This window comes from Prevotella mikamonis (assembly GCF_055381405.1).
In genome coordinates, this window is record NZ_AP035785.1 from 990,344 (window position 1) to 1,014,160 (window position 23,817).

Below are 23,817 nucleotides of genomic sequence, written 5' to 3' on the forward strand. Positions count from 1 at the left end.
ATAACTCGGAAATATAAGTTATTTTTGCATCGTGAAACATTTCAGCCACATATTAAGGACAGCCTATTTTATAATTTTACTGTCTTTAACAAGTATTACCAAAGCCCAGAAAGCAAACGGCACTCTAAGAGAAATATCAAAAGATTCCATTGAGATAAGTTTGTTAACTTGTGGCCCTGGTTCTGAAGTCTACTCCCTTTACGGACATACAGCCATTAGATTCCAGAACTTAACAAAAGGCGAGGATTTGGCTATCAATTATGGAATGTTCTCATTCAGACAACGGTTCTTCATTTTAAGGTTTGTATTTGGACTTACTGATTACGAAATGGGAATAATTCCTTTTAATGCCTTTCTGGCCGAATATCAATCAGAGGGCCGATGGGTAAAAGAACAAATGCTGAATCTTACCCCTATAGAGAAAGCGAATATACAAAAAGCTTTAGAAACGAATTACCTAGCAGAAAATCGCACCTACCATTATAACTACTTCTACGACAACTGCACCACAAGAGCCAGGGATATTTTAGTCGACAATTTGCAGGGCGAGGTTTCCTACCCCTCTACGAGCAACCCGGATGCTACGTATCGTTCCATGACTCACCAATGGAACGAAGATAGCAGATGGACACGACTTGGCAACGATTTATTATTGGGCGTCAAAGCCGACCAACCGACCGAGAAAACTGAACAACAATTCCTACCAGACTCGCTAAGCCACGATTTTGACCTAGCAACCATCAACCGTACCGGAGGCTCTGAAAAATTAGTTTCCACCACACATTGGCTCATCCCACCTACAGTAGTTAGCGCCAAACACAGCACTTTCCCCGGCACACCGCAAGGCTATGCTACCATTCTGCTCGCCATAGCTGCCATATTGATTATAGTAGCACATATATACGCCCCCATCAGAATTGTAAGTCTAGGACTCTACCTCCTGCTTTTCTCGCTTACCGGATTATGCGGTTTCATACTCTTGGCTATGATATTCAGCCAACATCCGACAGTGAGTCTCAATTTTCAGATTCTAATACTGAACCCATTAAACACCCTATTCTTATTTCAGAGATTTAGAAATAGTCATAAATACATCCATTTACTGACAATTTGCTATACACTATTCTTCATTTTAAGCTTTTTCCAACAGTATGCAGAAGGAATCATACTTTTGGCATCATGCTTGCTGATATATCTGGCAGACAGAATATATATCCAGAAACGGTTAACTACAAATAGATGAATCGCTACCTTGCCATATTGATAGCTGCACTTACATCCGCCGAGATGCAAGCTTTTCAGTTGACGCCCAGACTTGTCGTCAATATCAATATCGACCAGCTACGTACAGACTACATCGAAACTTTCTCTCCCCTATTTGGCAGTGAAGGATTCAAAAAGCTATTCACCCAAGGTAAGGTTTACGATGCTGCATCATACAATTTTACTCCAATAGACCGCGCTTCGGCCATATCATCAATTGCAACCGGTACATCGCCCTATCACCATGGCATTATATCGTCTACGTGGTTAGACCATAAAACTCTCCGTCCCACATCGTGCGTAGACGACATTAAACATTTTGCTTCGCCGGTAAAGCTACAAACATCTACCATAGGAGACGAACTGAAGGTAAGCAGCCATGGTACAAGTATCGTATATGGTCTCGCAGCCTACAAAGATGCTGCAATCCTGTCAGCCGGTCATGCAGCAGACAACGCTATTTGGATAGATGAGAACACAGGAAAATGGCGTACGTCTACTTATTATACTCCCAAGCCTGAGAAATGGTTACCCCAAGCGCCTATAGTAAACGCGGCAAAAAAAGGGAACAACTTTAGCGCCACGGAATACAATGATCAGATTGCCGAATTGGCATTGACCGTCATCCAAGCCCGCGCAATGGGAGTAGATGAAACTCCCGACTTATTAAACATATCACTTTCGGCAGCTCCAATCTCCCAGAGTTCTGATGCCCGTACAGAAATGGAAGGAGTCTACACGCGACTTGACAAGACGCTTGGCAAATTAATCAGAAATATAGAGACACAAAGCGGAAAGGACAAAGTTCTTTTTGTGATTACGAGTACGGGACATGCCCAAGCAGATAATCGCGACTATACCCAATATCGTATTCCCACAGGAACATTCTATATTAATCGCACAGCCAAACTCCTTAATGTATATTTAAGTGCAATCTATGGCCCAGGAGAATATGTGGAAGCATATTACCACAACCAGATATATCTGAACCATAGACTCATCGGCCAAAAGAAGGTCACTCTCCACGAGGTCCTCAACAGATGCCAAGAACTGCTCATCCAGACAACTGGCATCAGCGATGTCTTCACCAGCGAGCGACTGCTTTCCGGAAACAACGATATACAAAAACTGCGAAATGGATTCTATCCCCCTATCAGCGGAGATATTACCATTGAGATTGCGCCGGGATGGCAGTTGGTCAATGAAATTATACCAGACAATTATACCAGTAGTACAGCCTTTATACCATTCCCAATTATCTTTTACGGAAATGGTATAAAGGCGGAGAAAATCACTACACCCGTAACAGTAGACCAAATTGCGCCTACGATTTCCAAAGCTATCAAGATTCGCGCTCCGAACGCGTGTAGTTCAGCTCCCTTATTCTAGGAAACATCTTCAGGAATAAGGTGGGACATGCTTTTAGTCAATATTTTATCGAATGATGTGAAATTAATTTAGTAAATTTGCACACCGATATTGACACACCACAACAATAAGAATAAAACAACATAAGATATGAACTTCAATAAATTTTTAAAATCGTTGTTCGGCGACAAGTCAACAAGAGACATGAAGCTGATTCAACCATTAGTAGAAAAGGTTAAGGCTGCTTACCCTGAAATTCAAGCACTTAGCAATGATGGACTGAGAGCGAAGACCAAAGAAATCCAAAAGTATGTACAAGATTCAGCCAAAAACCAGAAAACAAAAATAGAAGAGCTGAAGAAGACCATAGAGGAAACTCCAATCGACGAGCGCGAAGACATTTTCAATGAGATAGACAAACTTGAAAAGGAGGCTTTAGAGATATACGAGCAGGCTCTTAATGAGGTGATGCCTGTCGCATTTAGTATCATCAAAGATACGGCACGTCGATTCGCCGAGAACGAAGAGACAATAGTTACAGCTACAGATTTTGACCGTGAGCTGGCTGCCGACCCCAAGAACGACTTCATTACTATTGATGGAGACAAGGCTATCTACTACAACGAATGGACTGCTGGAGGAAACAAGCAGAAATGGGCAATGGTTCACTACGACGTACAACTCTTTGGTGGTATAGCCTTGCATCAAGGTAAGATTGCAGAAATGGCAACTGGAGAAGGTAAAACACTTGTTGCTACTCTGCCGGTATTCCTGAATGCCCTCACCGGCAATGGTGTCCACATGGTCACTGTCAACGATTATCTGGCAAAACGTGACTCCGAATGGATGGGGCCGCTTTATCAATTTAACGGTCTATCAGTCGACTGTATTGACAAACACCGTCCAAACTCTCCCGAACGTCGCAAGGCTTATCAAGCAGATATTACTTTCGGAACTAATAACGAATTCGGTTTCGACTATCTGCGTGACAACATGGCAGTCAGCCCAGCAGACCTTGTACAGCGTCAGCACAACTATGGTATCGTCGATGAGGTTGACTCCGTATTGATTGACGACGCCCGTACTCCGCTTATTATCTCTGGTCCAGTCCCCAAGGGAGATGACCAAATGTTTGAGGAATATCAACCCTTGGTAGAACGGCTCTATGAGGTTCAGCGCAAACAAGCTACAGAATTATTGGCCGAAGCTAAACAAAAGATTACAGAAGGCCAGCAGAAGAAAGACCAGAAAATCTTGGACGACGGCTTCCTTGCATTGTACCGTTCATACAAGGCACTGCCCAAGAACAAGCCACTGATTAAGTACCTATCAGAAGAAGGCATCAAGGCTGGAATGCTCAAGACCGAAGAGTTCTACATGCAGAATAACAACCGCGAGATGCCTAAGGCTGTCAAGCCACTATACTTCGTGGTTGACGAAAAGCTGAACAGTGCCGATCTTACCGACAAAGGTACAGAGTGGTTGGCACAACAGGTGAATGACAGAACGCTCTTTGTATTACCCGACATTACATCACAGCTCTCAGAGCTGGAAGCCGACCACGAGTTGACAGACCAAGCCAGACTAGACAAGAAAGACGATTTGCTCAATCAATATGCCGTTCAGAGTGAGCGTGTTCACACATTGCAGCAACTTCTGAAGGCTTACACCATGTTTAATAAAGACGATGAATACGTCGTTATCGATGGTGAAGTGAAGATTGTCGACGAGCAGACTGGTCGTATCATGGAAGGTCGCCGTTGGAGTGACGGTCTGCATCAGGCTGTTGAGGCCAAGGAGCATGTCCATGTAGAGGCTGCAACACAAACTTTTGCTACGATTACGTTACAGAACTACTTCCGTATGTATCACAAGCTATCGGGTATGACCGGTACAGCTTCTACCGAGGCTGGTGAATTCTGGGACATCTACAAACTCGACGTTGTTGAAATACCGACCAACCGTCCCATCCTCCGTCAGGATTTGGACGACCGAGTATACAAGACTGCACGTGAGAAATATGCAGCTGTCATCGACGAGATTGAGGCTATGCGCAATAGCGGACGCCCTTGCCTTGTTGGTACTACATCTGTCGAAATCAGTGAACTTTTGAGTAAGATGCTCAAGATGCGTCGCATTCCACATAACGTGCTGAATGCGAAGAAACACCAGCAGGAGGCACAAATCGTTGCTGAAGCCGGTCGCTCTACAGACGGACTTGGTGCTGTAACCATCGCCACTAACATGGCCGGTCGTGGTACCGACATTAAGTTGACCGACGAGGTAAAAGCTGCCGGCGGTTTAGCCATCATCGGTACAGAACGTCACGAGAGCCGTCGCGTAGACCGCCAGTTGCGAGGTCGTGCCGGTCGTCAGGGCGACCCGGGTTCTTCTGTTTTCTATGTGAGTCTTGAAGACAAGTTGATGCGTCTCTTTGCTAGCGAGCGTATTGCCAAAGTGATGGATCGTCTCGGTTTTGAAGACGGCGAACGTATCGAAAGCCCTATGATTTCCAAGAGCATCGAGCGTGCCCAGAAGAAAGTCGAAGAGAATAACTTCGGTATTCGCAAGCATTTGCTGGAGTACGACGATGTAATGAACAAGCAACGTACCGTCATCTACGAAAAGCGTCGTCACGCATTGATGGGCGAGCGTATAGGTATGGATATTACCAATATCATCTGGGACCGTTGCGTCAATATCATAGAAAAGAACGACTTCGAAGGAGCGAGAGAACAATTCCTGAAAGTGCTTGCCATGGAATGCCCATTCGAACAAGAGGAATTCGAAAACGCTTCTAAGTCAGACCTTGCAGAACGCGCATTCCAGGCAGCAATGGCAGCCTTCAAGCGCAAAGCTGATAGAATTCAGAGTGTCGCATGGCCTGTTATCAAGGATGTACAAGAAAACCAAGGACAGCTTTACGAGCGCATTATGGTTCCTATTACAGACGGTAAGATGATTTATCAAATTCCGTGTAACCTCAAAACAGCCTACGACACCGAAGCTAAAGATGTCGTGAAACAGTTTGAGAAGGTCACGATGCTCCGCATCATCGACGATAACTGGAAAGAGAATCTGCGTCAGCTTGATGAATTGCGTCACTCTGTGCAGAACGCTTCATACGAGCAGAAAGACCCATTATTGATTTTCAAACTCGAAAGTGTGAAGATATGGGATACGATGATTGATGATATGAACAATCGCACAGCATCTATCCTGATGCGTGCTCAGATTCCCGAAGTACAGCAACAAGTGCAGGAAGCAGCTCCCGAACAGCACTCTCAGCTCTACCATGAGCAAAAAGAAGACATCGACGAGCAACTTGAAAGGGCTGCACAGCAGGCTGCTGCCCACCAAGACACGCGTGAGGGATACAACGAAGTGAACCACACGCCCTATGTAGCAGAGAAGATGCCACGTCCCAACGACCCTTGCCCATGTGGCAGTGGTAAGAAGTTTAAGAATTGCCACGGACGCAATATCCTATAAACAAAAAAGTCATGGAGCAAATTCCATGACTTTTTTTATTTTTGTTATCACCGTCGGAGGAACGACAGATACAATATAGACTGCTAGAAAGAATAGGCGAATCCTAAGCTGGCATACTCTTTCAACTGCCAATATCCATGATGATCATCGCGCTTAGAACCGTCATCAAAGCGCGGATAGATAAAGAGATTGGTCGATATATACCTGTTAAACTTGAATACAAAGGTATTCTCCCATTCCAGTTCCGCACGACGATAAGTGGTATAACCATAGAGACGCGTCTTCCAACTTATCATATCGTTGAATTTCCAATTCAAATCTACCGTTATTTCCGAACCTATATCATGCAACTGATGCTTTCCTTCTTTTAAGCCATATCGAGTGGCAAGAGCCAGACGGCTTACATATTTAAAGTTGTAAGCAGCAGGAGCTAAGTGCACCGTACCGGTAAGTTTCTTATTAAAGAAGTCTACCGTATAATCCATACCGACAGAAAGATTAGCTCCAAAAGGACTCATAAAATCACTAAATACAAAAGGATTGTTCGAAGCATAGCCACGCATGAACTGGGTATAGGCTATCAACTGAATCGTATAATACCATCTCTTAGAAGCCTGGAAACCTAACTTTCCGGTATAGCGAATCAAGTCCTCGCTGGTTTTCAGACTATGAAGACTATCACTCTTCGTGGTCTGCATGCCTAGCTTTAATTCGAGCTTATTATCCCATTTCACCTTTTGCTTGTTGTTATAATTAGCCTGAAGCGTCACTGCTCCGACCATCGAATAACTGCTCTCACCCGCCTTATACCAGTTGCTAGACACATAATTCTGTAAAAACTGCAAATAGTAATCCCCACTAAAACTCCAAAAATTGGGTTTATGAATAATAGGGGCAGCAGCAATGATATCCGGCTCAATAGGTGTAGGAGCAACCTGTTCCACCAAATCGGGATGCGCTTCCCTCACCTGTTCGCCCACTTCCAATGTCGGGCCAATGATATCAAGTTTGCTCTGAGTAGTCGATACCAACTGTGGACGATTCATATAAACAGACAGCAAAGCACGTTCCAAGGCTTCTTCAGTGGGCGATAGTTTCTTGCCGTCGCCATCCAGTGAAAGCATACGATGGCTTACATTCTTATAAAATGCCAATGGCAAAAACAATTTGGCATAAGTGGGCGACGGCGTGAACGTACTGAGGCCCATACCAGAAGCCATCGTATCAGGCCTAACCTGTGCTAAAGAGTCCATGTAGCGGTCTACAAAATGTGAATCTCGTAGATTCATCCTGCCCCTATTATTATGTTGGGCTACTACAGGCAGACACGATGCCATACAAAGTAGAATCGTAAATTTCTTGCTTATCATTTTATCATTATAGTAGAGTACTCTCTGCAAAAGTAGATAAAATAATCGTAATATCTACCGTAATAGGCAAAAATACGTTCCTACAACACCCCCCAGTTAAACAATCTGTCTTGCAAAGTTAGAGTTGCCAAAATTGAATCTAAGAATATAATAAGGTTTCTTCGATGTCCACTCCATGCAATAAGTGAATCTTCTGACAACTAGCAGAACTCATTAAAAACGGTATTTTCACATAAAAAGAACAATATAATTCACGTATTTTCTGCATTTTACATAAAAAACATTTAGGTAATTTGAAGAAAAATGCTAATTTTGCATTCATCATCAAGTAACATTTCGGTATGGAACGAATATTCAAACGCAAACTGTATGATCGTCTTCTCGAATGGAAGCAAGTCAAGAACGGCAAATCAGCTATTCTGATAGAAGGCGCCCGACGTGTCGGCAAATCTACTCTTGTAGAACTATTTGCTAAAAATGAGTATGAATCATATATTCTCATCGATTTCAACGAAGCTTCACATGAAGTAAAGTCGTTATTCAACAATATGATGAATAAGGATTATCTGTTCCTTCAGCTTCAAGCCATATATAATGTAGTTTTGAAAAAACGGAAGTCAGTCATCATCTTTGATGAAGTACAGAGCTATCCTCTTGCACGTCAGGCTATTAAATATTTGGTAAAAGACGGGCGTTATGATTATATTGAAACAGGCTCGCTCATCAGCATTAAGAAGAATACTAAAAACATTACTATCCCTAGTGAGGAAGAGCGCGTTACTCTTTATCCGATGGATTATGAAGAATTCAAGTGGGCGCTCAATGATGAGGCTACCGTTCCCCTTCTCCGTACCTTCTATGAAAACAGACTTCCACTGGACAGAGCTCATCGCGACAAGATGCGCGACTTCAGGCTTTATATGCTCATAGGAGGTATGCCACAAGCTGTTGAGACCTATATTGAGACCAATAACTTCAGTATGGTAGACCTTGCCAAACGTGCCATCATTAATATTTATCGAGATGACTTTCAGAAGTTAGATCCAACAGGCCGCCTTGAGACTCTGTTCATGGAAATTCCGTCTCAGCTGAGCCAAACTAGTAATAGATATAAGCCATACTCTGTACTTGGCGATGTAGATAGTAAGAAATTAATGGAATTCATGAAAGACTTGGAAGACAGCAAGACTACGATTTTCTCTTTTCATTCTAACGATCCTAATATAGGTATGTCGCTAACAAAAGACATCTCTAAGTACAAGATATTCTGTGCAGATACAGGCCTATTCGTGACTCTCGCTTTTTGGGACAAAGACTATACAGAGAATATTATTTATCAGAAACTGCTAAACGACAAACTCAACACTAACCTTGGCTATATATACGAAAATATAATTGCACAAATGCTTGCTACAGCAGGTAATAAACTATTCTATTATACATGGCCAAAAGATGCCACACATAGTTACGAGATAGATTTCCTCCTCTCACGTGGCACAAAATTGTATCCTATAGAAGTTAAATCTTCTGGTTATAACAGACATACATCTTTGGATGTTTTCTGTGAAAAATTTTCTCATATCACTGAAAAACGATATTTAATTTATACAAAAGACCTGAAGAAAGACAAAGAGACACTTCTGCTCCCAGTTTATATGACTCCTTTTCTATAGGCGCAAAGCTACATGGCACATTCTAAGTCCTGTAGATAAAATGGGCAATAATCTCACAATGCTTTACTGCAAGGGCTTAGCAGCACTGCTGTTTGGCCTTTGCAGCAAAACAAGGGTGACAAAATTGTCTTCTGAAAAAGAAATAAAAAGAAGACAATATTTATGCTTCCAGGGATTCAGCAACCGTCTATTCATCTATTTTTTGTATCTTTGCATAAGATTACAATACAATTATATGGAAATTAAGAAAGCTGAATTTGTCATATCATCACAGACTGTGAGTCAATGTCCTAAGGATTCCAAGCCGGAATACGCATTCATAGGCAGATCCAATGTCGGTAAATCCAGTCTCATCAATATGCTTTGCAACCAGAAACATCTTGCAAAGACATCGGCCACACCCGGCAAAACACTTCTCATCAACCATTTCATTATCAACAATGAATGGTATTTGGTAGACCTCCCCGGATATGGTTATGCCAAACGTTCGAAGGTGATGCAGAAGAAATTGGAACAGATGATAAGTTCTTATATCCTGCAAAGGGAGCAGCTTATCAATGTATTCGTACTCATTGACATCAGGCACGAACAGCAAAAGATAGACCGGGAGTTTGTAGATTGGCTGGGAGAAAGCAACATTCCCTTTACCATCATCTTTACCAAGGCCGATAAGCTAGGACCGGTGAAGGCACGTCAGAACGCTGCCGAATGGATGAAGCAACTGGAAGACAGATGGGAAGAGCTGCCACCATATTATATTACCAGTTCTGAAAAGAAAACCGGTCGGGAAGAAGTACTCACCTGTATTGAAGAAATCAACAAGACTATCTGATGCCAGTACAACGCCCCTATCTAGACGTCCAAAACCTCACCAAGAGCTTCGGAGCTTTGGTTCTGTTTGATAAGATTTCTTTTTCCGTTGCCGAAGGGCAACGGGTAGGCCTCATTGCACAGAACGGAACAGGCAAGTCTACCTTGCTGTCTGTGCTTACAGGAAAAGAAGGCAGAGATTCCGGAGAAATCATCTATCGCAACGATTTGAAGATTGGTTATCTGGAACAGTCTCCCGTTTTTGACCCAGAAGAGTCGGTTCTTGATGCTTGTTTCAATCATCACGGTTCTGAAGAAAAGATGCTGAAGGCCAAACAGATACTCACACAGCTCAAAATCTGTGATATGAATCAGAAGATGGGCGAACTGAGTGGCGGACAACAGAAGCGTGTTGCATTGGCCAATGTACTTACTACCGAACCTGATTTCCTGATTCTTGACGAGCCTACCAACCACCTCGACCTAGATATGATAGAGTGGCTTGAGGGCTATTTATTGCGAGGCAACAAGACGCTCCTGATGGTTACACACGACAGATTCTTCCTCGACAGGGTATGCAATCTCATTGTCGAATTAGACAACAGGCAGACCTATACCTACCGTGGCAACTATGCCTACTATCTGGAAAAGCGTCAAGAGCGTATCGACAACACACGAGCAGAGATTGCACGAGCCAACAACCTGTATAAGACCGAACTGGACTGGATGCGCCGCATGCCACAGGCACGCGGACACAAGGCGCGCTATCGCGAAGAAGCATTCTACGAGTTGGAAGCTAAAGCCAAACAGAGAATAGAGGAAAGGCAAGTGCGCCTGAAAGCAAAGAATGTATACATTGGCTCTAAGATTTTTGAATGCCAATATGTATCAAAGGCGTGGAATCCGGAAAAAGTGATTCTCAAAGACTTCTACTACAATTTTGCACGATTCGAAAAAATGGGAATCGTAGGCAATAACGGGACTGGAAAATCTACCTTTATCAAGATGCTTCTAGGATTGATACCGCCTGATAGCGGCAAATTTGACATTGGTGAGACTGTACGCTTTGGCTATTTCTCCCAGGAAGGACTCCAGTTCAATGAACAGCAAAAGGTTATTGACGTAATTACAGACATTGCCGAATATATTGATTTAGGCGGAGGCAAGCATCTCACAGCCAGTCAATTCTTGCAACATTTCATGTTTTCACCCGAAGAGCAACACAACTTCGTGTATAAACTGAGTGGTGGAGAGCGTCGTAAACTCTATCTGTGCTCCGTCCTGATGCGAAATCCGAACTTCCTTGTTCTGGACGAACCAACCAACGACTTGGATATCCAGACACTCCAGATATTAGAAGCATACTTACAAGACTTCCCTGGGTGTGTCATCGTCGTGAGTCACGACCGCTACTTCATGGACAAGGTTGTCGACCATTTGCTGGTATTCAAAGGCGATGGTGAGGTACAAGACTTCCCTGGAAACTATACGCAATATAGGGAATATAGCGCCCTGAAATCGCAGGAGGAAGAGAAAAAGGCGGTTCAGACTATCTCTGCCTCAAAGAATGACTACCACAATGTCACGAAACGCAAACTCTCTTTCAAAGAAAAAAGAGAATACGAGCAACTGGAAACAGACATTGCAGCCTTGGAAGAAAAGATTAACAGCATTGAGACTGCCCTATGCAGCGGAACACTGAGCGTAGAACAACTCACTGAGAAAAGTAAAGAATTGCCTCTGCTCAAGGCCGAACTCGACACAAAAGAAATGCGTTGGTTGGAACTAGCCGAATTTGCCTAGTTCCCAACAAACACAAAAAGGATAGAAGTATATAGCTGCACCGCTAAGAGATACACTACGAATAACGGTGCAGCTGATATGATACCGGCTGTCAACATCCTGAAAGCATCCTCTATTCTCTGTACTTCTCCACACGCGACAGCATAAGTAATCGAGAAGACAATCAAGGCAAATGCCCCTATCGGGATAATTCCTACCGAGAAACTACTGGGATATAAATGGCCTGTAACACTCAGCAGAATGGCATGAGGCAACAATGTCAGGGATACAAGAATCGCCAGAAAGGCCAACAGCTCTACACCAACTAATTGCAGGGCAAAACGCTGTCGAAACGTCAAAGGAAACTTGATACTGAAAATGCGGCTAGTCTTGACTGCACCACAAGCCACGCTCAATAACAGCAACCAACTGAGAAATGGAGAAGAGAAGTTCTCTATCATGTGTCCGAAATACCATCTGACACCCTCACTGCTCAATAAGGAGCGCAACGGTTCTTCCGGCATGGCTGCTGTTATCAGCCACGACAGCAATATGACGGAGAATTGGCTTAACAATAATCCCAATGCCACAAAACTCCATATCCGATAGCTATTCCTCATCAGGACGCAGATTGTCTATATCAAGAATTCTCAGTTCGAAAGCCCGCACCACCAATCTTGTGGCATTCACTCCCATTCCTCCGTTGCCTTCAGGGAACATCTTCTGTCCCAATTCATTCTGTCGCTTCTCCAAACTCTTCACTCCAAACGGCATACCACGTAGATTTGTAATCTGCTCCTTGGTATATCCTAAGGCCAAATGGCGCAAGAAACGCTCGTCATACTCATCTATCTCGTAGTTGACCAAGGCTTCCTGACGCATTAATTGGTTGTTCACACTACGCTTGAACCGAGCTACTATCTTTTCCAAGATGGGTTGATTGAACACCAATCGCTTTCCGTCCATGACACTGGAAACATCACCTCTGGTAAGCAGCTCGCCACTTTTCAAGATAACTCCCTCACATCCGGCATCCAATACATCTACCCACAACTTCTCATTCAAGATTTCACCTGTAAATATAAGCACCTTCACTTGAGGATAGGTCTGCTTGGTCTGTCGACAGATTTCCACCCCGACAGTTGTAGAGCCACCCAAGCCCAAATCCAACAAGACAAGGTCGGGCAAGTCTTGTTTCATCAGTTTCCAGTACGCTTGTTCATTCTCGGCCGTTCCAAGTATTTCTGCCTCCGGTATATCATTACGGATAATACCAAGTGTTCCCTTGAGTTCCAACGGAACATCCTCTACAATTACAATCTTGAAATTATTCATATTCGATTACTTTAATTTTTCTGCTATCATCTTAGGCAATACAATATCAATGGCAATCCCGCCATTTACAGTATCACGCCGCGCCTGTATTCCGCTGGCTCGTGCATTGGTCGATTCACCGATTTCACGCACAATCTGCCTACAAATCATATATTCCACATTCACAGACGACGGTGTGAAAAGCTCCGAACATTGTTGCTCTGACAACTCTAACTGCGGAATGGTCACCGTCACTATATTGTATGCACTGTCACGCTCCCTACTACTCAGCTGTAATTCGCTTGCTCCGGTCAGTTTACGCAAATGCTCTAACAGGTATTTAAGAATATCATCGTCAATCGTAACATTGCCATCTATCTGTCGCATAGCCTGCATACTCAGCAGCATATACAATTCTTTATAGTAGTCCACGACCTCTTTTATTACTTGCAAGTCTCCCTTGTCGTCAATCAACTGCCTGATTCTCGACGGATAGTACATGGTCTCATGCTTCAAAGTAGACAGGCAATTATCCAGAACACTGTTGCTTACGTACAGTCGGGCACTCTCATAATTCGTTCTGTTCAGCTCGTCTTCGGCCAACTCCAGCCTGTTTTCGGCTTCCTCCGTGTGCTTGATACTCTGGCTAAGCGACATCTGTACCTGATTTACAAGTCTATTTAACTCTGTATAGCGAGGATGCAAAGGATGATTCAGTCCCTTCCACAGTTTATTAATCAGGGCCAACTTTTCTTCCGGTAATCTGTCAGACAACAGCACTTCGTTGATTTGATGTACCTTTTCTACACAGAAACGGTAATAAAGGCGATGTCTGTAATAAACGAAATAGTAAGCCGGAAGAATACTCAGAAGCAAGATAATCAAGATGGCTATAGCGACATTCTTATTTGTTTCCGAACGCTGCATCAGCGTCACATAATTACCCAAGTTCCTGTCTGCCGAACGTTTTCTAAACAATTGTGTATAAGCCTTGTTGTTGTAATGATACAAGTTCCATTGATGTAGGGCCAAAGCTGCTACTGCACTCTCATTCCTCACCCGTAAGATGACATCGTAATTGGTACGTAACCCATCCTCAAACCAAATCAATTCGGCCGGAGTATCTCCCGTATCATACAATTTCATCTGGTACTGCGTACCCATCTTCTTCGACAGATAAAAATGATTGAGGGCATCAATACACTTTTGCGCATAAATCAGCGTACGATTATAAGTACCGCGTATATTGCTGTCATACACGGAATCAGAATACTGCAATGCCACAGACAGATTTCTATTGCCGGCATTCACTGCGTTAGGAACTAGCATCAAAAAGGCGAATACCAGCAAACGGACAATGCCTTTTGGTAGTCGGAAGGAGAAAACACTTCCCTTGCCCACTTCGCTCGACACATTGAGAGAGCAAACATTGAAAATCTGACTTACTTTCCTATACTTATCAATGATACCCTTACAGTTCATCAAACCAAAACAATGGGATTTCTCCGATTTTTCGATTCTCTTCTCATCTAGCAGATGCTTATGGTCAAAAATATGGGTTACATGCTCTTCGTCCATCCCGACACCGGTATCAGCTATAGAGATTTCCACATAATCAGGAGTCGCATGGCTGCTCACACACACTTTCCCACCCTTCAGCGTAAACTTGCGTGCATTGTCGGTCAATGTATTGAGCATGAACAAAGTCAATGTCTTATCTGCCTTGACCACACAATCCGAGTCTTCCACTTCCAGGGTAATGCCCTTCATGGCAAAACTCATCCCCCCTTTTTTCAGCAAATCAAACAGCTCTTGCAACTTGAAACTCTCAATATGCAGATTCAGTTGTCCTTGCTTCAACTGTATCCACTCTGTCAGTTTATCATTGTAAGCATTGATTTGACTCGTCAATTCAGATATATAAGTCAATCGTCTTTGCCGAATGTCATCATCCTCGCTAGTGGTCGTAAGTCGTTGGACTTCATTGGAGATACGGTCAATCAACGGAGTAATACTATTGACCAAGGCTATCTTTGCCCGCTTCTCGATATTCCGCTTGCGATTGTCCAATATGCGGAAGCGCATCATCTGGATTTCTTCTTCCACCTCTTCCAACTTATCCTGCTGATTCACCAACTGCTGTTCGGACTGCCTGTTCCACTGTTCCAAAGGTGCAAACAGGTTCTCCGTACTCAGCTCTTGGTCCTTACGTTTACGCATCCGACTGAACAGGACGAGCAAAATCATAATGAGGGCAATCATCACCAAGACAGCAACAATCATCAGATTCAGCACCTGAGACGACTGGTCCAACTGGGCAGCACGCGCCTCCAACAGCCTGTCTTGGCGTGTCATTTCCTGTATATCAAGATAGATATTCCGATTGTAATCACTCTGTGGCTTATCATCGATGGCAGAAAAGGCAAGACTCAACTGCTCTCTGATGGATGCCACCAAGTCGGGTGCATGCTTGATGACAGTGTTCGAGTTCAGTGCGTTGTTCAGACAAATGATAGCCGAACGGTAGTCTTTCTGCCCCCAATAGCATTCTGCCAACGTTCGATAAGCACCGGCCGTCTGATATACATCGCCATATCGCTGAAACAAGACCAGTGCCCGTTGTGCCAAGTTGCCCGCCAACAGGGAATCAGGCATCTGGTCCACATTCAGATATTTGATAGCCGGCAAATTACTCTTAATCAGCCGTTGAGCCATTTGGGGCGATTCCAGATGTTCACTGATGGCCTGCATGGAATTGGCCTCCCAATAGGGGTAGTTATTTTCACGCGACATGATATAACAACGCATCAGATAATCGAACTCCGTCTGACCGATTTCTTCTTCCGTCCCACGTATAATGATACCTCCCGACCCTACATTGTAATAATATGACAGCAACTGTGCGGTGTCTTTCGATACGATACCGTTGGGATCGATACGCGCCATAGCCTTGACAGAGGGGGCTGATAAACCTACGTAATAGAAATAAGTAGACTCCACAATAGCAAATTCACTCTGTGCATAAGCCACGCGCATCTGCTGACGTGCAGTCAGTGTCGCCACCTCTTCGTTAATTCGTTTCAACCGACGAGATGCTCGTTCACGGTATTTATAGAAATCCTTGTTCTTAGATTGTCGTTGACACAAGCGCATCAACTGAACATCTGCTATCAATAGTTCCACCTGATTGTCGGTAGCATCTTGTGCCTTTTCCAGATACAGCGCTGCCCGACTATAGTCCATTCTGGCCATACTGACAAAAGCCAGATTATTGAGTGCTTCCGCCCGACCATCATCGTAACCCTTGGATAGAGCGTAGGCCTTGTTGGCATACTTCAGGGTTGAATCCAAATCACGATAATGAAAAGCATACGAACGAGCATTCAAGTCATCCACTCCTTGATGATTTGAATGATTACACGCTACGACAACAGACAAATAGATAATCGAAGAGATTACCAATAACACTTTGTCTATCATCCGTTTAGAGTACGTATGACATACAACGCTGGACATGATAATCCAAAGGTAGTGTTTTTTTTCTACATACATTCCAGCCTTTGGACTTTTTTAACAACACTCTTTCCCACCCACACCCCGTCACCCTAGTTTTACTGCAAAGCCTCGGCAGTGTTACTGCATAGGCTTTTCACAAAAACTGCCGAGCCTTTGCAGCAATGCTGCGGAGGCTCGGCAGTAAAATGACCGTGAATGTAAAGTTTCTCCGATATGATACTCTTACCCGGCAATGCTATCGCCTAGCCTTGGCAATATAGCCTAAAGACTCTTCGCACTTCGCGGTAATAGCGTGCCAGTCGGCGGCAGCAATCACATCTTTGGGGAACAACTGCGACCCCATACCGACACAGAGAACTCCTGCTTTCACCCAAGAAGTGAGATTCTCCTCGTCGGGTGACACCGCACCCGTTACCATGATATTGCTCCAACGGAGCGGACCAAGTACGTTTTTGACAAACGACGGACCACCCACATTGCCTGCCGGGAACACTTTAGTCACGTCACAACCGGCCGCCTGGGCATCGCTCATCTCGCTCACACTGCCACATCCAGGCGAATAAGGAACTAATCGGCGGTTACATACCGGCGCAATTTCGGGATTAAAGTTAGGACCTACGATGAAATTAGCCCCTAACTGCATATACAAGACAGCCGTAGGAGCATCTATCACCGTTCCTGCTCCCAATATCAACTCAGGGCATTCAACTGTCGCCCACTTCACTAATTCCCCGAAAATCTCGTGTGCAAAGTCACCACGGTTAGTAAACTCAAACACGCGCACGCCACCTTCGTAGCACGCCTTGATGACGTTTTTGCAGATGTCTATATCATTGTTGAAGAACACGGGGACCATTCCGGTAGCCCGCATGGCTTCTATCACTTGTACTTTGTTAAATCTTGCCATTGTCGTTGTTATATTATCGTTGTACCCTACCGTTTGCATTTCCCCCTGCCAAACTCTCAACTTCAGCAACAGATACCATGTTGAAGTCGCCTGGAATCGTATGTTTCAAGGCTGATGCAGCCACGGCAAACTCCAGAGCTTCAGCTTGATTGTCATAAGTCAGCAATCCGTGAATAAGTCCACCGGAGAAACTATCGCCTCCACCGACACGATCTATGATGGGCATGATGTCATAATGCTTGCTCTGATAGAATTCTTTTCCATCATAAATGAGCGCTTTCCAACCATTATGGGAAGCAGAGACCGACTCTCTCAACGTACTCACAACATACTTGAAACCAAATTGTTCCATCATGGCTTTGAAGATACTGTAGTAGCCTTCGGCATCGGTTTTTCCACCTTCCACATCTGCATTAGGCTTGAATCCCAGACACAACTGGGCATCTTCTTCATTCCCTATGCACACATCTACATACTCCATCAGAGGCTTCATGATGCTCTGTGCTTTTTCGGATGTCCACAATTTCTTCCTGAAATTCAAATCGCAACTCACAGTTACACCATGTCGCTTAGCGGCTTCGCAAGCCAACTTAGTCAGTTCGGCAGCCTTGTCGCTGATGGCCGGTGTTATTCCACTCCAATGAAACCACTGCGCATCCTGCATAATTGCATCGAAGTCGAAGTCCGAAACATCGGCTTCTGCCATACTACTTCCGGCTCTGTCGTATATCACTTTCGACGGTCGCATGCTTGCACCGCTTTCCAGATAATAGATACCAAGTCTGTTACCGCCACGCGCCACATACTCGGTATTGACGCCAAAACGTCTTAACGCATTGACAGCACACTGCCCAATCTCGTGGGCCGGAACTTTGGATACGAAGTAAGCATCGTCTCCATAGTTGGCGCAACTCACCGCTACGTTGGCTTCACCACCTCCATAAACGACGTCGAAGGAATCACTTTGTACAAATCTTTTTTGTCCAGGGGAAGACAGGCGAAGCATTATTTCGCCCATTGTTACTACTTTTGCCATTACTATAAATTTATCGTTTGTCAGATATCGATTATTTTTTCGGCAAATATAAACATAATTTTGCAAAGCAGAGAAAGTTAAAGCACAAAATTAAAATTCATTGTGTAGGCACACACCTTTTTCTTTCAGGCAGCGCAGAATTCAAAAAAATTATGTAAGTTTGCAAAATATAATATGTGTAACCGCACGCGATGAGGAATAAAATCCACTATCGCAGCGTTCTTACAAACTAGCTATTCGAATTTCAATGACTGAAAGAATCAGAATTAAAGACATTGCAAAAAGAGCAGGAGTCTCCGTTGGGACAGTAGACCGCATTCTTCATAATCGCCCCAATGTGTCGGCCGACGCACGGGAGAAAGTGGAAAAAGCACTGACCGAAATGAATTATCAGCCCAATATGTACGCGAGTGCATTGGCCTACAACAAGTCATATACGTTCTATCTCGTTCTGCCCAAGCACGACTCCGAAGCCTATTGGGAAGAAATAGAGGAAGGCGCCAGGAAGGCGACTGAATCGCGGCGCGACTTCCACATAGGAATCCAGATTCTTTTCTACGACCGATTTGACAACGAGTCTTTTACCCAAACCTGTGCCGCTTGCCTGGAAGCCTCTCCGGATGGGGTTGTCATCGTACCCGTGCTACTGGAAATTACACGCAAATTTACCGACCAACTGCACGAGCTGAATATCCCCTTTATCCTGCTAGACTCGTATATGCCCGATTTAAGGCCTTTGTCCTTCCTCGGTCAGGATTCGTTTGCCAGTGGATATTTTGCAGCCAAGATGCTAATGCTGATAGCCTCACAAGAAACAGAAATCATGCTGATGAAGCAGATGAAAAACGGAATTGTGGTCAGCAAACAGCAAAACAACCGCGAAGTGGGACTTAGACACTACATGAATGATCACTTCCCTGAAATTAAAATCACAGAAGTGAATCTGCCACAAGACGGGACAAAGAGAGAATACGACCAAATACTTGAAAAGTTCTTCTCTGCACATCCGCATCTGCATCATTGCATAACACTGAACTCGAAAGCACATCTTGTCGGCGACTTCCTGCTTCGCACGAACCGTCGGGACGTCCAGATTATGGGCTACGACATGGTAGAGAAGAATGCCAGTTGCCTTAGACAAGGCAGTATCTCATTCTTGATAGCCCAGCATGCCTACCAACAAGGCTATGGTTGCATCGAGACTTTGTTCAAGGCTATCGTGCTCAAAAAGAAAGTAGAACCGGTCAGCTATATGCCCATAGAGCTGCTGACAAAGGAAAATGTAGAGTTCTACCGCCGCACACAACTATAAACACTCTTATCTAAAGATAAAACATTGAACAACAAGAAAGGACTGTTGGCACTCACGCCACTAGCCGTACTACTCACATTTATTGTGATATTCACGATATATTCTGTCAGCAAGACAGACCAGGAAGCCAATCTCTCGCTGACGGTAGCCTTTCTGGCAGCCAGCGTCTATGCGATAGCTATCCCCGGAGTGGCACCACTTAATAAGAAAATAGAGATTTACAGTCGAGGAGCCGGAAGCAATAATCTGCTGTTGATGCTCTGGATTTACATCTTGGCTGGAGCTTTTGCGGCTTCTGCCAAAAGCATGGGAAGCATCGACGCCACGGTAAATTTCGCCATGAGTGTGTTGCCGGCAAGTCTGCTTTTACCCGGCCTATTCCTGGCAGCCTGCTTCATCTCTATCTCTATAGGCACCAGTGTAGGTACCATAGTGGCACTGACACCGATAGCAGTAGGTATAGCCCATTCCACAAACTTCAACATCCCACTGGTAACAGCGATTATCGTGGGCGGCGCATACTTTGGTGACAACCTTTCATTCATATCAGATACCACCGTAGTAGCCACCCAAACACAGGGTTGCAAGATGAGCGATAAGTTCAAGGTGAATGTCCGTATCGTAGCCCCTGCTGCTTTGTTGGTATTGATAACCTATGCTGCCATCGGCACAGACGTACAACTGCCATCGCAAGTGCCTACTGTGGAATACATGAAAGTGATTCCCTATCTGGTCGTTTTGATTACGGCCATCATGGGAATGAACGTCATGGCTGTGCTTACAATAGGTTTAGTGCTTTGCGGAGCCATTGGTATCATCGCCGGAGACTATACTCTTTTCCAGTGGTTTGGGACGATGGGCACCGGCATTCTGGATATGGGAGAACTCATTATCATTGCCATGATGGCGGGCGGAATGCTGGAAATCGTGCGCGAGAATGGCGGTATAGATTTCATTATCCAAAAACTTACTGCCCATATCAACGGCAAGCGAGGAGCCGAACTCACCATCGGTGCGCTGGTTTCATTCGTCAATATCTGCACAGCCAACAATACCGTGGCTATTTTGACAGTCGGTAATATCTCTAAAAAGATAGGTGATAAATATGGTGTAGACAACAGAAAGGCAGCCAGTATACTCGATACTTTCTCTTGCTGTGTGCAAGGACTTATACCATACGGGGTACAAATGTTGCTGGCTGCGGGGCTGGCCAACATCAATCCGATAGATATTATCCCCTATCTCTATTACCCTATGGCCATTGGCGTGTCGGCCATATTGGCCATATTGCTGAGATTCCCCAAGCAATATTCTTAATATCATTCAAGTATGGATATCATCAAACGAAATCTATTTGCAGAGTTGAGAATACAGCACTTTGCTTCCGGCGAACAACTGGAGCCCATGTCCAGATTCAAGCAGCAAAGACTAGAGACCTTGTTGGCTAATATTGACTACAACAATGAGGGGAAAACGGCCATGAGCACCCCCATTCTCAACAGACGCTTGAGACATATCCAAGAGAACGAACGCCATGCCATAGATGCCTCAATGGATACCATTGAACTTCTGAGAATCATCGTATCCAATGTCAATGCGACCATCAACAGCGGCATTCCCATCAAAGGAATCGTCAGCCTGGGCCAGTATCTCCGAACCAGAGGAGACAAAGTAGACTTCATCAAACTCGAACTATGGTTGCGAAAGCTCCATATCAGTCGGATGGCACAGCTGCAAGGAAGCATCCTGATACAGTTCTTTGGATTTGAAATTGCAGAGGTTCCATTTGTAGAATTCCTGGAGAAAGATTCCTTCAAGCTCATGAACAGGACGATAACTCACACTGAGTCCATTCAAAAAGAGGAATGGCACTTCAGACAAGACAAAACAGGATTTGTGCATAACAATCCCAGACTACTGCGCAAAAACCTGCGCAAGAGCATTCACTACATCAAGTTTGCCCCCATAGAGACCATCAGTAATTTCATTGGAAACTTTGCCCATTCACTTTCAGAGATAGAAGAATAAGCAAAATATATTTAATTTTCTTTGCCGTTACTGCCTTTTACCGTATTTTTGCACTTATGATTCAAGTTCTAAAGAAAGTAATATACATCCTCTTCGGGCTCCTTTTCTCCGTCCAACTACAAGCTCAAGACTATTATATACAGTGCGAAGACACCTGCTCGCACATTCATGGCATCGACCTAAGTCATTATCAGGGCGACGTGTTTTGGGAAACTGTGGGAGACAATACAAAGATGGCTTACGTGTATCTCAAGGCTACCGAAGGGGGTGACAGGATTGATGATAAGTACGAACGCAATATAGAATTGGCACATAAGTACGGACTTAAAGTGGGTTCTTATCATTTCTTCCGACCGAAGACGAACCTTACAGCACAGTTACGAAACTTCATGACACAATGCAGACCGGCCGACCAAGATCTCATCCCTATGATTGATATTGAGACAAAAAGCGGCCTCTCTACAGATGAATTCTGCGATTCGCTCTTCAAATTCATTGCAATGGTAGAAGAAGCCTACCATCAAAAGCCCCTATTATATACATTCACCAACTTCTACAATAACTACTTACTGGGCAAACTCGACAATTATGAGCTGATGATAGCCCAATATACCCAACGAGAACCGGTCTTGAAAGACAATCGAGACTTCATTATGTGGCAGTATACCGGTAAAGGCAGAATCAACGGTATCAACGGATACGTGGACAAGAGTCGTATGATGGGCAACCACAGTCTACGAGAAATCAGATTCAGACACAGATAAATCACTTACTATGACACCAACAGAAAACAACCAGAAAAACGGAAAACGCTCTTCATTCATCCTCGGTTTTCTCATTGCCTTACTGGCATGCGGCATCTTCTTTTACTTTTACACCCACACTACGGGCAACAAAGAGAAAGAAGCATACGAATATGCCATGAAGAGTACAGACCCAAATGTACTGCAAAGTTACCTTGACAGCTACAACGATGCACCGGAAGAGCATCGCGACAGCATCACCGCCCACCTATCAATGCTGCGTTCTATCGACAAAGATTGGACCAATGCAGTCGTCAGCAACTCCAAATCCATGTTGGAAGATTATCTGGCGGCCCACCCCGACTCCCCCCATAAGCAAGAAGCACTCAGCAAAATCGACTCTATAGACTGGGAAACGGTATCGGCTACCAATAGCATTGACGCCTACAATTCATATATGGAAGACCATCCGAGTGGTGAATTCTTCAATCAGGCAAAGGATGCCATTAAGGCTATTAAGGCCAAAACCGTACAGCCCGAAGAACTGCAAATGATTAGCGGAAGCTTTCGTAACTTCTTCCACGCCATTGAAACTAGGAATGAAGATGCCCTGCTGAGCACCGTCAACAATGTTCTCACCTCGTTCTTAGGTAAACAAGATGCCATCAAGAGCGATGTCATCACATTCATGCACAAGATTTATAAGGAAGACATGACAGGCATGCAATGGCTGCTCAACAACAATTATAAGATTTCAAAGAAAGAAGTTGGCGAAGACGAGTATGAATACACAGTCACTTTCTCGGCTATTCAAAACACAGAATATACCGACGCCAGCAAAAATACTCAGACTAAATATAGATTCAACGCGAAGACGGGGCCCGACGGAAAGATAACAGAACTCAACATGTCGAGAATCATCGAGTAGATAAAATAAAAAAGCATACCTAAATGGTATGCTTTTTTGTCGGGGCGACAGGATTCGAACCTGCGACCACCTGGTCCCAAACCAGGCGCGCTACCGGGCTGCGCTACACCCCGTTGCAATGATTAGAAACTTGAATTTCCAAATTGCGAGTGCAAAGGTAACAACAATTTCCAATATCACCAAATTTTCCTTCTACTTTTTCAAAACTACTTTTATTTCATCCCTCTATCAAAGTCGTGCGCTGACAAAACCTCTACAAAAGGCATTATCAAAAG

General features: G+C 44.2%; 17 protein-coding genes and 1 tRNA gene. 11 read left to right on the forward strand and 7 right to left on the reverse strand.

Annotated features, from left to right (window positions below; translation table 11 throughout):
- Positions 1-31: 31 nt before the first annotated feature.
- The 3 genes from ACZ42L_RS04340 (at position 32) to secA (ending at position 6,123) form a co-directional block, all read left to right on the forward strand.
- Positions 32-1,243 carry an Lnb N-terminal periplasmic domain-containing protein gene (locus ACZ42L_RS04340; RefSeq protein WP_464716729.1) on the forward strand — a complete coding sequence of 404 codons (1,212 nt, stop codon included), beginning with the start codon at positions 32-34 and terminating at the stop codon, positions 1,241-1,243.
- Positions 1,240-2,652, forward strand: coding sequence for an alkaline phosphatase family protein (locus tag ACZ42L_RS04345; RefSeq protein WP_464716730.1), 1,413 nt, complete (start codon positions 1,240-1,242; stop codon positions 2,650-2,652). The genes ACZ42L_RS04340 and ACZ42L_RS04345 overlap by 4 nt, the downstream gene beginning before the upstream one ends.
- Before the next feature lie 129 nt (positions 2,653-2,781).
- Complete coding sequence (secA, locus tag ACZ42L_RS04350; protein ID WP_464716731.1) at positions 2,782-6,123, forward strand: preprotein translocase subunit SecA; 3,342 nt, start codon at positions 2,782-2,784, stop codon at positions 6,121-6,123.
- Between the two features lie 83 nt (positions 6,124-6,206).
- Here secA and ACZ42L_RS04355 read toward each other — a convergent pair whose 3' ends face one another.
- The gene (locus ACZ42L_RS04355) at positions 6,207-7,493 is read right to left on the reverse strand and encodes a DUF3078 domain-containing protein (protein WP_464716732.1); all 1,287 of its coding nucleotides are present in this window, start codon (positions 7,491-7,493) and stop codon (positions 6,207-6,209) included.
- Between the two features lie 341 nt (positions 7,494-7,834).
- Between ACZ42L_RS04355 and ACZ42L_RS04360 the strand changes: the two genes are divergently transcribed.
- From ACZ42L_RS04360 to ACZ42L_RS04370, 3 genes are all read left to right on the forward strand, one after another.
- Entirely contained in the window at positions 7,835-9,166 is a 1,332-nt protein-coding gene (locus tag ACZ42L_RS04360; RefSeq protein WP_464700960.1) for an ATP-binding protein, read from the forward strand.
- A gap of 235 nt (positions 9,167-9,401) precedes the next feature.
- Positions 9,402-9,998 carry a ribosome biogenesis GTP-binding protein YihA/YsxC gene (gene yihA / locus ACZ42L_RS04365; RefSeq protein WP_464716733.1) on the forward strand — a complete coding sequence of 199 codons (597 nt, stop codon included), beginning with the start codon at positions 9,402-9,404 and terminating at the stop codon, positions 9,996-9,998.
- A complete protein-coding gene (locus tag ACZ42L_RS04370) occupies positions 9,998-11,779 on the forward strand; it encodes an ABC-F family ATP-binding cassette domain-containing protein (RefSeq protein ID WP_464716734.1) in 1,782 nt (593 codons plus the stop codon). Before yihA ends, ACZ42L_RS04370 begins: the two co-directional genes overlap by 1 nt.
- Here the strand turns inward: ACZ42L_RS04370 and ACZ42L_RS04375 are convergent.
- The 5 genes from ACZ42L_RS04375 to ACZ42L_RS04395 form a co-directional block, all read right to left on the reverse strand.
- Positions 11,776-12,378, reverse strand: a complete 603-nt coding sequence (locus tag ACZ42L_RS04375) for an ABC transporter substrate-binding protein (protein ID WP_464716735.1) — start codon at positions 12,376-12,378, stop codon at positions 11,776-11,778. The two genes, ACZ42L_RS04370 and ACZ42L_RS04375, sit on opposite strands and share 4 nt — an antisense overlap.
- Positions 12,368-13,093 (reverse strand): DUF5932 domain-containing protein, encoded by a 726-nt coding sequence (locus ACZ42L_RS04380; RefSeq protein ID WP_464700967.1) that lies wholly within the window; start codon positions 13,091-13,093, stop codon positions 12,368-12,370. The genes ACZ42L_RS04375 and ACZ42L_RS04380 overlap by 11 nt, the downstream gene beginning before the upstream one ends.
- A 6-nt stretch (positions 13,094-13,099) precedes the next feature.
- Positions 13,100-16,552, reverse strand: a complete 3,453-nt coding sequence (locus ACZ42L_RS04385) for a sensor histidine kinase (protein WP_464716736.1) — start codon at positions 16,550-16,552, stop codon at positions 13,100-13,102.
- A 271-nt stretch (positions 16,553-16,823) separates the two neighbouring features.
- On the reverse strand, positions 16,824-17,495 hold the full coding sequence (locus ACZ42L_RS04390) for a bifunctional 4-hydroxy-2-oxoglutarate aldolase/2-dehydro-3-deoxy-phosphogluconate aldolase (RefSeq protein WP_464716737.1): 672 nt from the start codon (positions 17,493-17,495) through the stop codon (positions 16,824-16,826).
- 13 nt (positions 17,496-17,508) lie between these two features.
- On the reverse strand, positions 17,509-18,531 hold the full coding sequence (locus tag ACZ42L_RS04395; protein WP_464703813.1) for a PfkB family carbohydrate kinase: 1,023 nt from the start codon (positions 18,529-18,531) through the stop codon (positions 17,509-17,511).
- A 247-nt stretch (positions 18,532-18,778) separates the two neighbouring features.
- On the opposite strand from ACZ42L_RS04395, the gene ACZ42L_RS04400 reads away from it, so the two are divergent.
- The 5 genes from ACZ42L_RS04400 to ACZ42L_RS04420 are packed head-to-tail and all read left to right on the forward strand — an operon-like array spanning position 18,779 to position 23,542.
- Positions 18,779-19,843: a LacI family DNA-binding transcriptional regulator gene (locus tag ACZ42L_RS04400; protein ID WP_464716738.1), complete on the forward strand. Its 1,065-nt coding sequence runs from the start codon at positions 18,779-18,781 to the stop codon at positions 19,841-19,843.
- A 24-nt stretch (positions 19,844-19,867) separates the two neighbouring features.
- A complete protein-coding gene (locus ACZ42L_RS04405) occupies positions 19,868-21,160 on the forward strand; it encodes a Na+/H+ antiporter NhaC family protein (protein WP_464716739.1) in 1,293 nt (430 codons plus the stop codon).
- A gap of 12 nt (positions 21,161-21,172) precedes the next feature.
- Complete coding sequence (locus ACZ42L_RS04410) at positions 21,173-21,871, forward strand: hypothetical protein (RefSeq protein ID WP_464716740.1); 699 nt, start codon at positions 21,173-21,175, stop codon at positions 21,869-21,871.
- A gap of 56 nt (positions 21,872-21,927) precedes the next feature.
- Positions 21,928-22,635, forward strand: a complete 708-nt coding sequence (locus tag ACZ42L_RS04415; protein WP_464716741.1) for a glycoside hydrolase family 25 protein — start codon at positions 21,928-21,930, stop codon at positions 22,633-22,635.
- Between the two features lie 10 nt (positions 22,636-22,645).
- Positions 22,646-23,542, forward strand: a complete 897-nt coding sequence (locus ACZ42L_RS04420) for an outer membrane protein assembly factor BamD (RefSeq protein ID WP_464716742.1) — start codon at positions 22,646-22,648, stop codon at positions 23,540-23,542.
- A 39-nt stretch (positions 23,543-23,581) separates the two neighbouring features.
- Here ACZ42L_RS04420 and ACZ42L_RS04425 read toward each other — a convergent pair.
- Positions 23,582-23,655: transfer RNA gene (locus tag ACZ42L_RS04425), tRNA-Pro, on the reverse strand.
- Positions 23,656-23,817: the final 162 nt, after the last annotated feature.

What these genes read in the sequence shown, in the direction of transcription:
- ACZ42L_RS04345 (WP_464716730.1), top strand. Translation starts at nt 1,240, where the DNA reads ATGAATCGCTACCTTGCCATATTGATAGCTGCACTTACATCCGCCGAG.
- secA (WP_464716731.1), top strand. Translation starts at nt 2,782, where the DNA reads ATGAACTTCAATAAATTTTTAAAATCGTTGTTCGGCGACAAGTCAACA.
- ACZ42L_RS04355 (WP_464716732.1), bottom strand. Translation starts at nt 7,493, where the DNA reads ATGATAAGCAAGAAATTTACGATTCTACTTTGTATGGCATCGTGTCTG.
- ACZ42L_RS04360 (WP_464700960.1), top strand. Translation starts at nt 7,835, where the DNA reads ATGGAACGAATATTCAAACGCAAACTGTATGATCGTCTTCTCGAATGG.
- yihA (WP_464716733.1), top strand. Translation starts at nt 9,402, where the DNA reads ATGGAAATTAAGAAAGCTGAATTTGTCATATCATCACAGACTGTGAGT.
- ACZ42L_RS04370 (WP_464716734.1), top strand. Translation starts at nt 9,998, where the DNA reads ATGCCAGTACAACGCCCCTATCTAGACGTCCAAAACCTCACCAAGAGC.
- ACZ42L_RS04375 (WP_464716735.1), bottom strand. Translation starts at nt 12,378, where the DNA reads ATGAGGAATAGCTATCGGATATGGAGTTTTGTGGCATTGGGATTATTG.
- ACZ42L_RS04380 (WP_464700967.1), bottom strand. Translation starts at nt 13,093, where the DNA reads ATGAATAATTTCAAGATTGTAATTGTAGAGGATGTTCCGTTGGAACTC.
- ACZ42L_RS04385 (WP_464716736.1), bottom strand. Translation starts at nt 16,552, where the DNA reads ATGATAGACAAAGTGTTATTGGTAATCTCTTCGATTATCTATTTGTCT.
- ACZ42L_RS04390 (WP_464716737.1), bottom strand. Translation starts at nt 17,495, where the DNA reads ATGGCAAGATTTAACAAAGTACAAGTGATAGAAGCCATGCGGGCTACC.
- ACZ42L_RS04395 (WP_464703813.1), bottom strand. Translation starts at nt 18,531, where the DNA reads ATGGCAAAAGTAGTAACAATGGGCGAAATAATGCTTCGCCTGTCTTCC.
- ACZ42L_RS04400 (WP_464716738.1), top strand. Translation starts at nt 18,779, where the DNA reads ATGACTGAAAGAATCAGAATTAAAGACATTGCAAAAAGAGCAGGAGTC.
- ACZ42L_RS04410 (WP_464716740.1), top strand. Translation starts at nt 21,173, where the DNA reads ATGGATATCATCAAACGAAATCTATTTGCAGAGTTGAGAATACAGCAC.
- ACZ42L_RS04415 (WP_464716741.1), top strand. Translation starts at nt 21,928, where the DNA reads ATGATTCAAGTTCTAAAGAAAGTAATATACATCCTCTTCGGGCTCCTT.
- ACZ42L_RS04420 (WP_464716742.1), top strand. Translation starts at nt 22,646, where the DNA reads ATGACACCAACAGAAAACAACCAGAAAAACGGAAAACGCTCTTCATTC.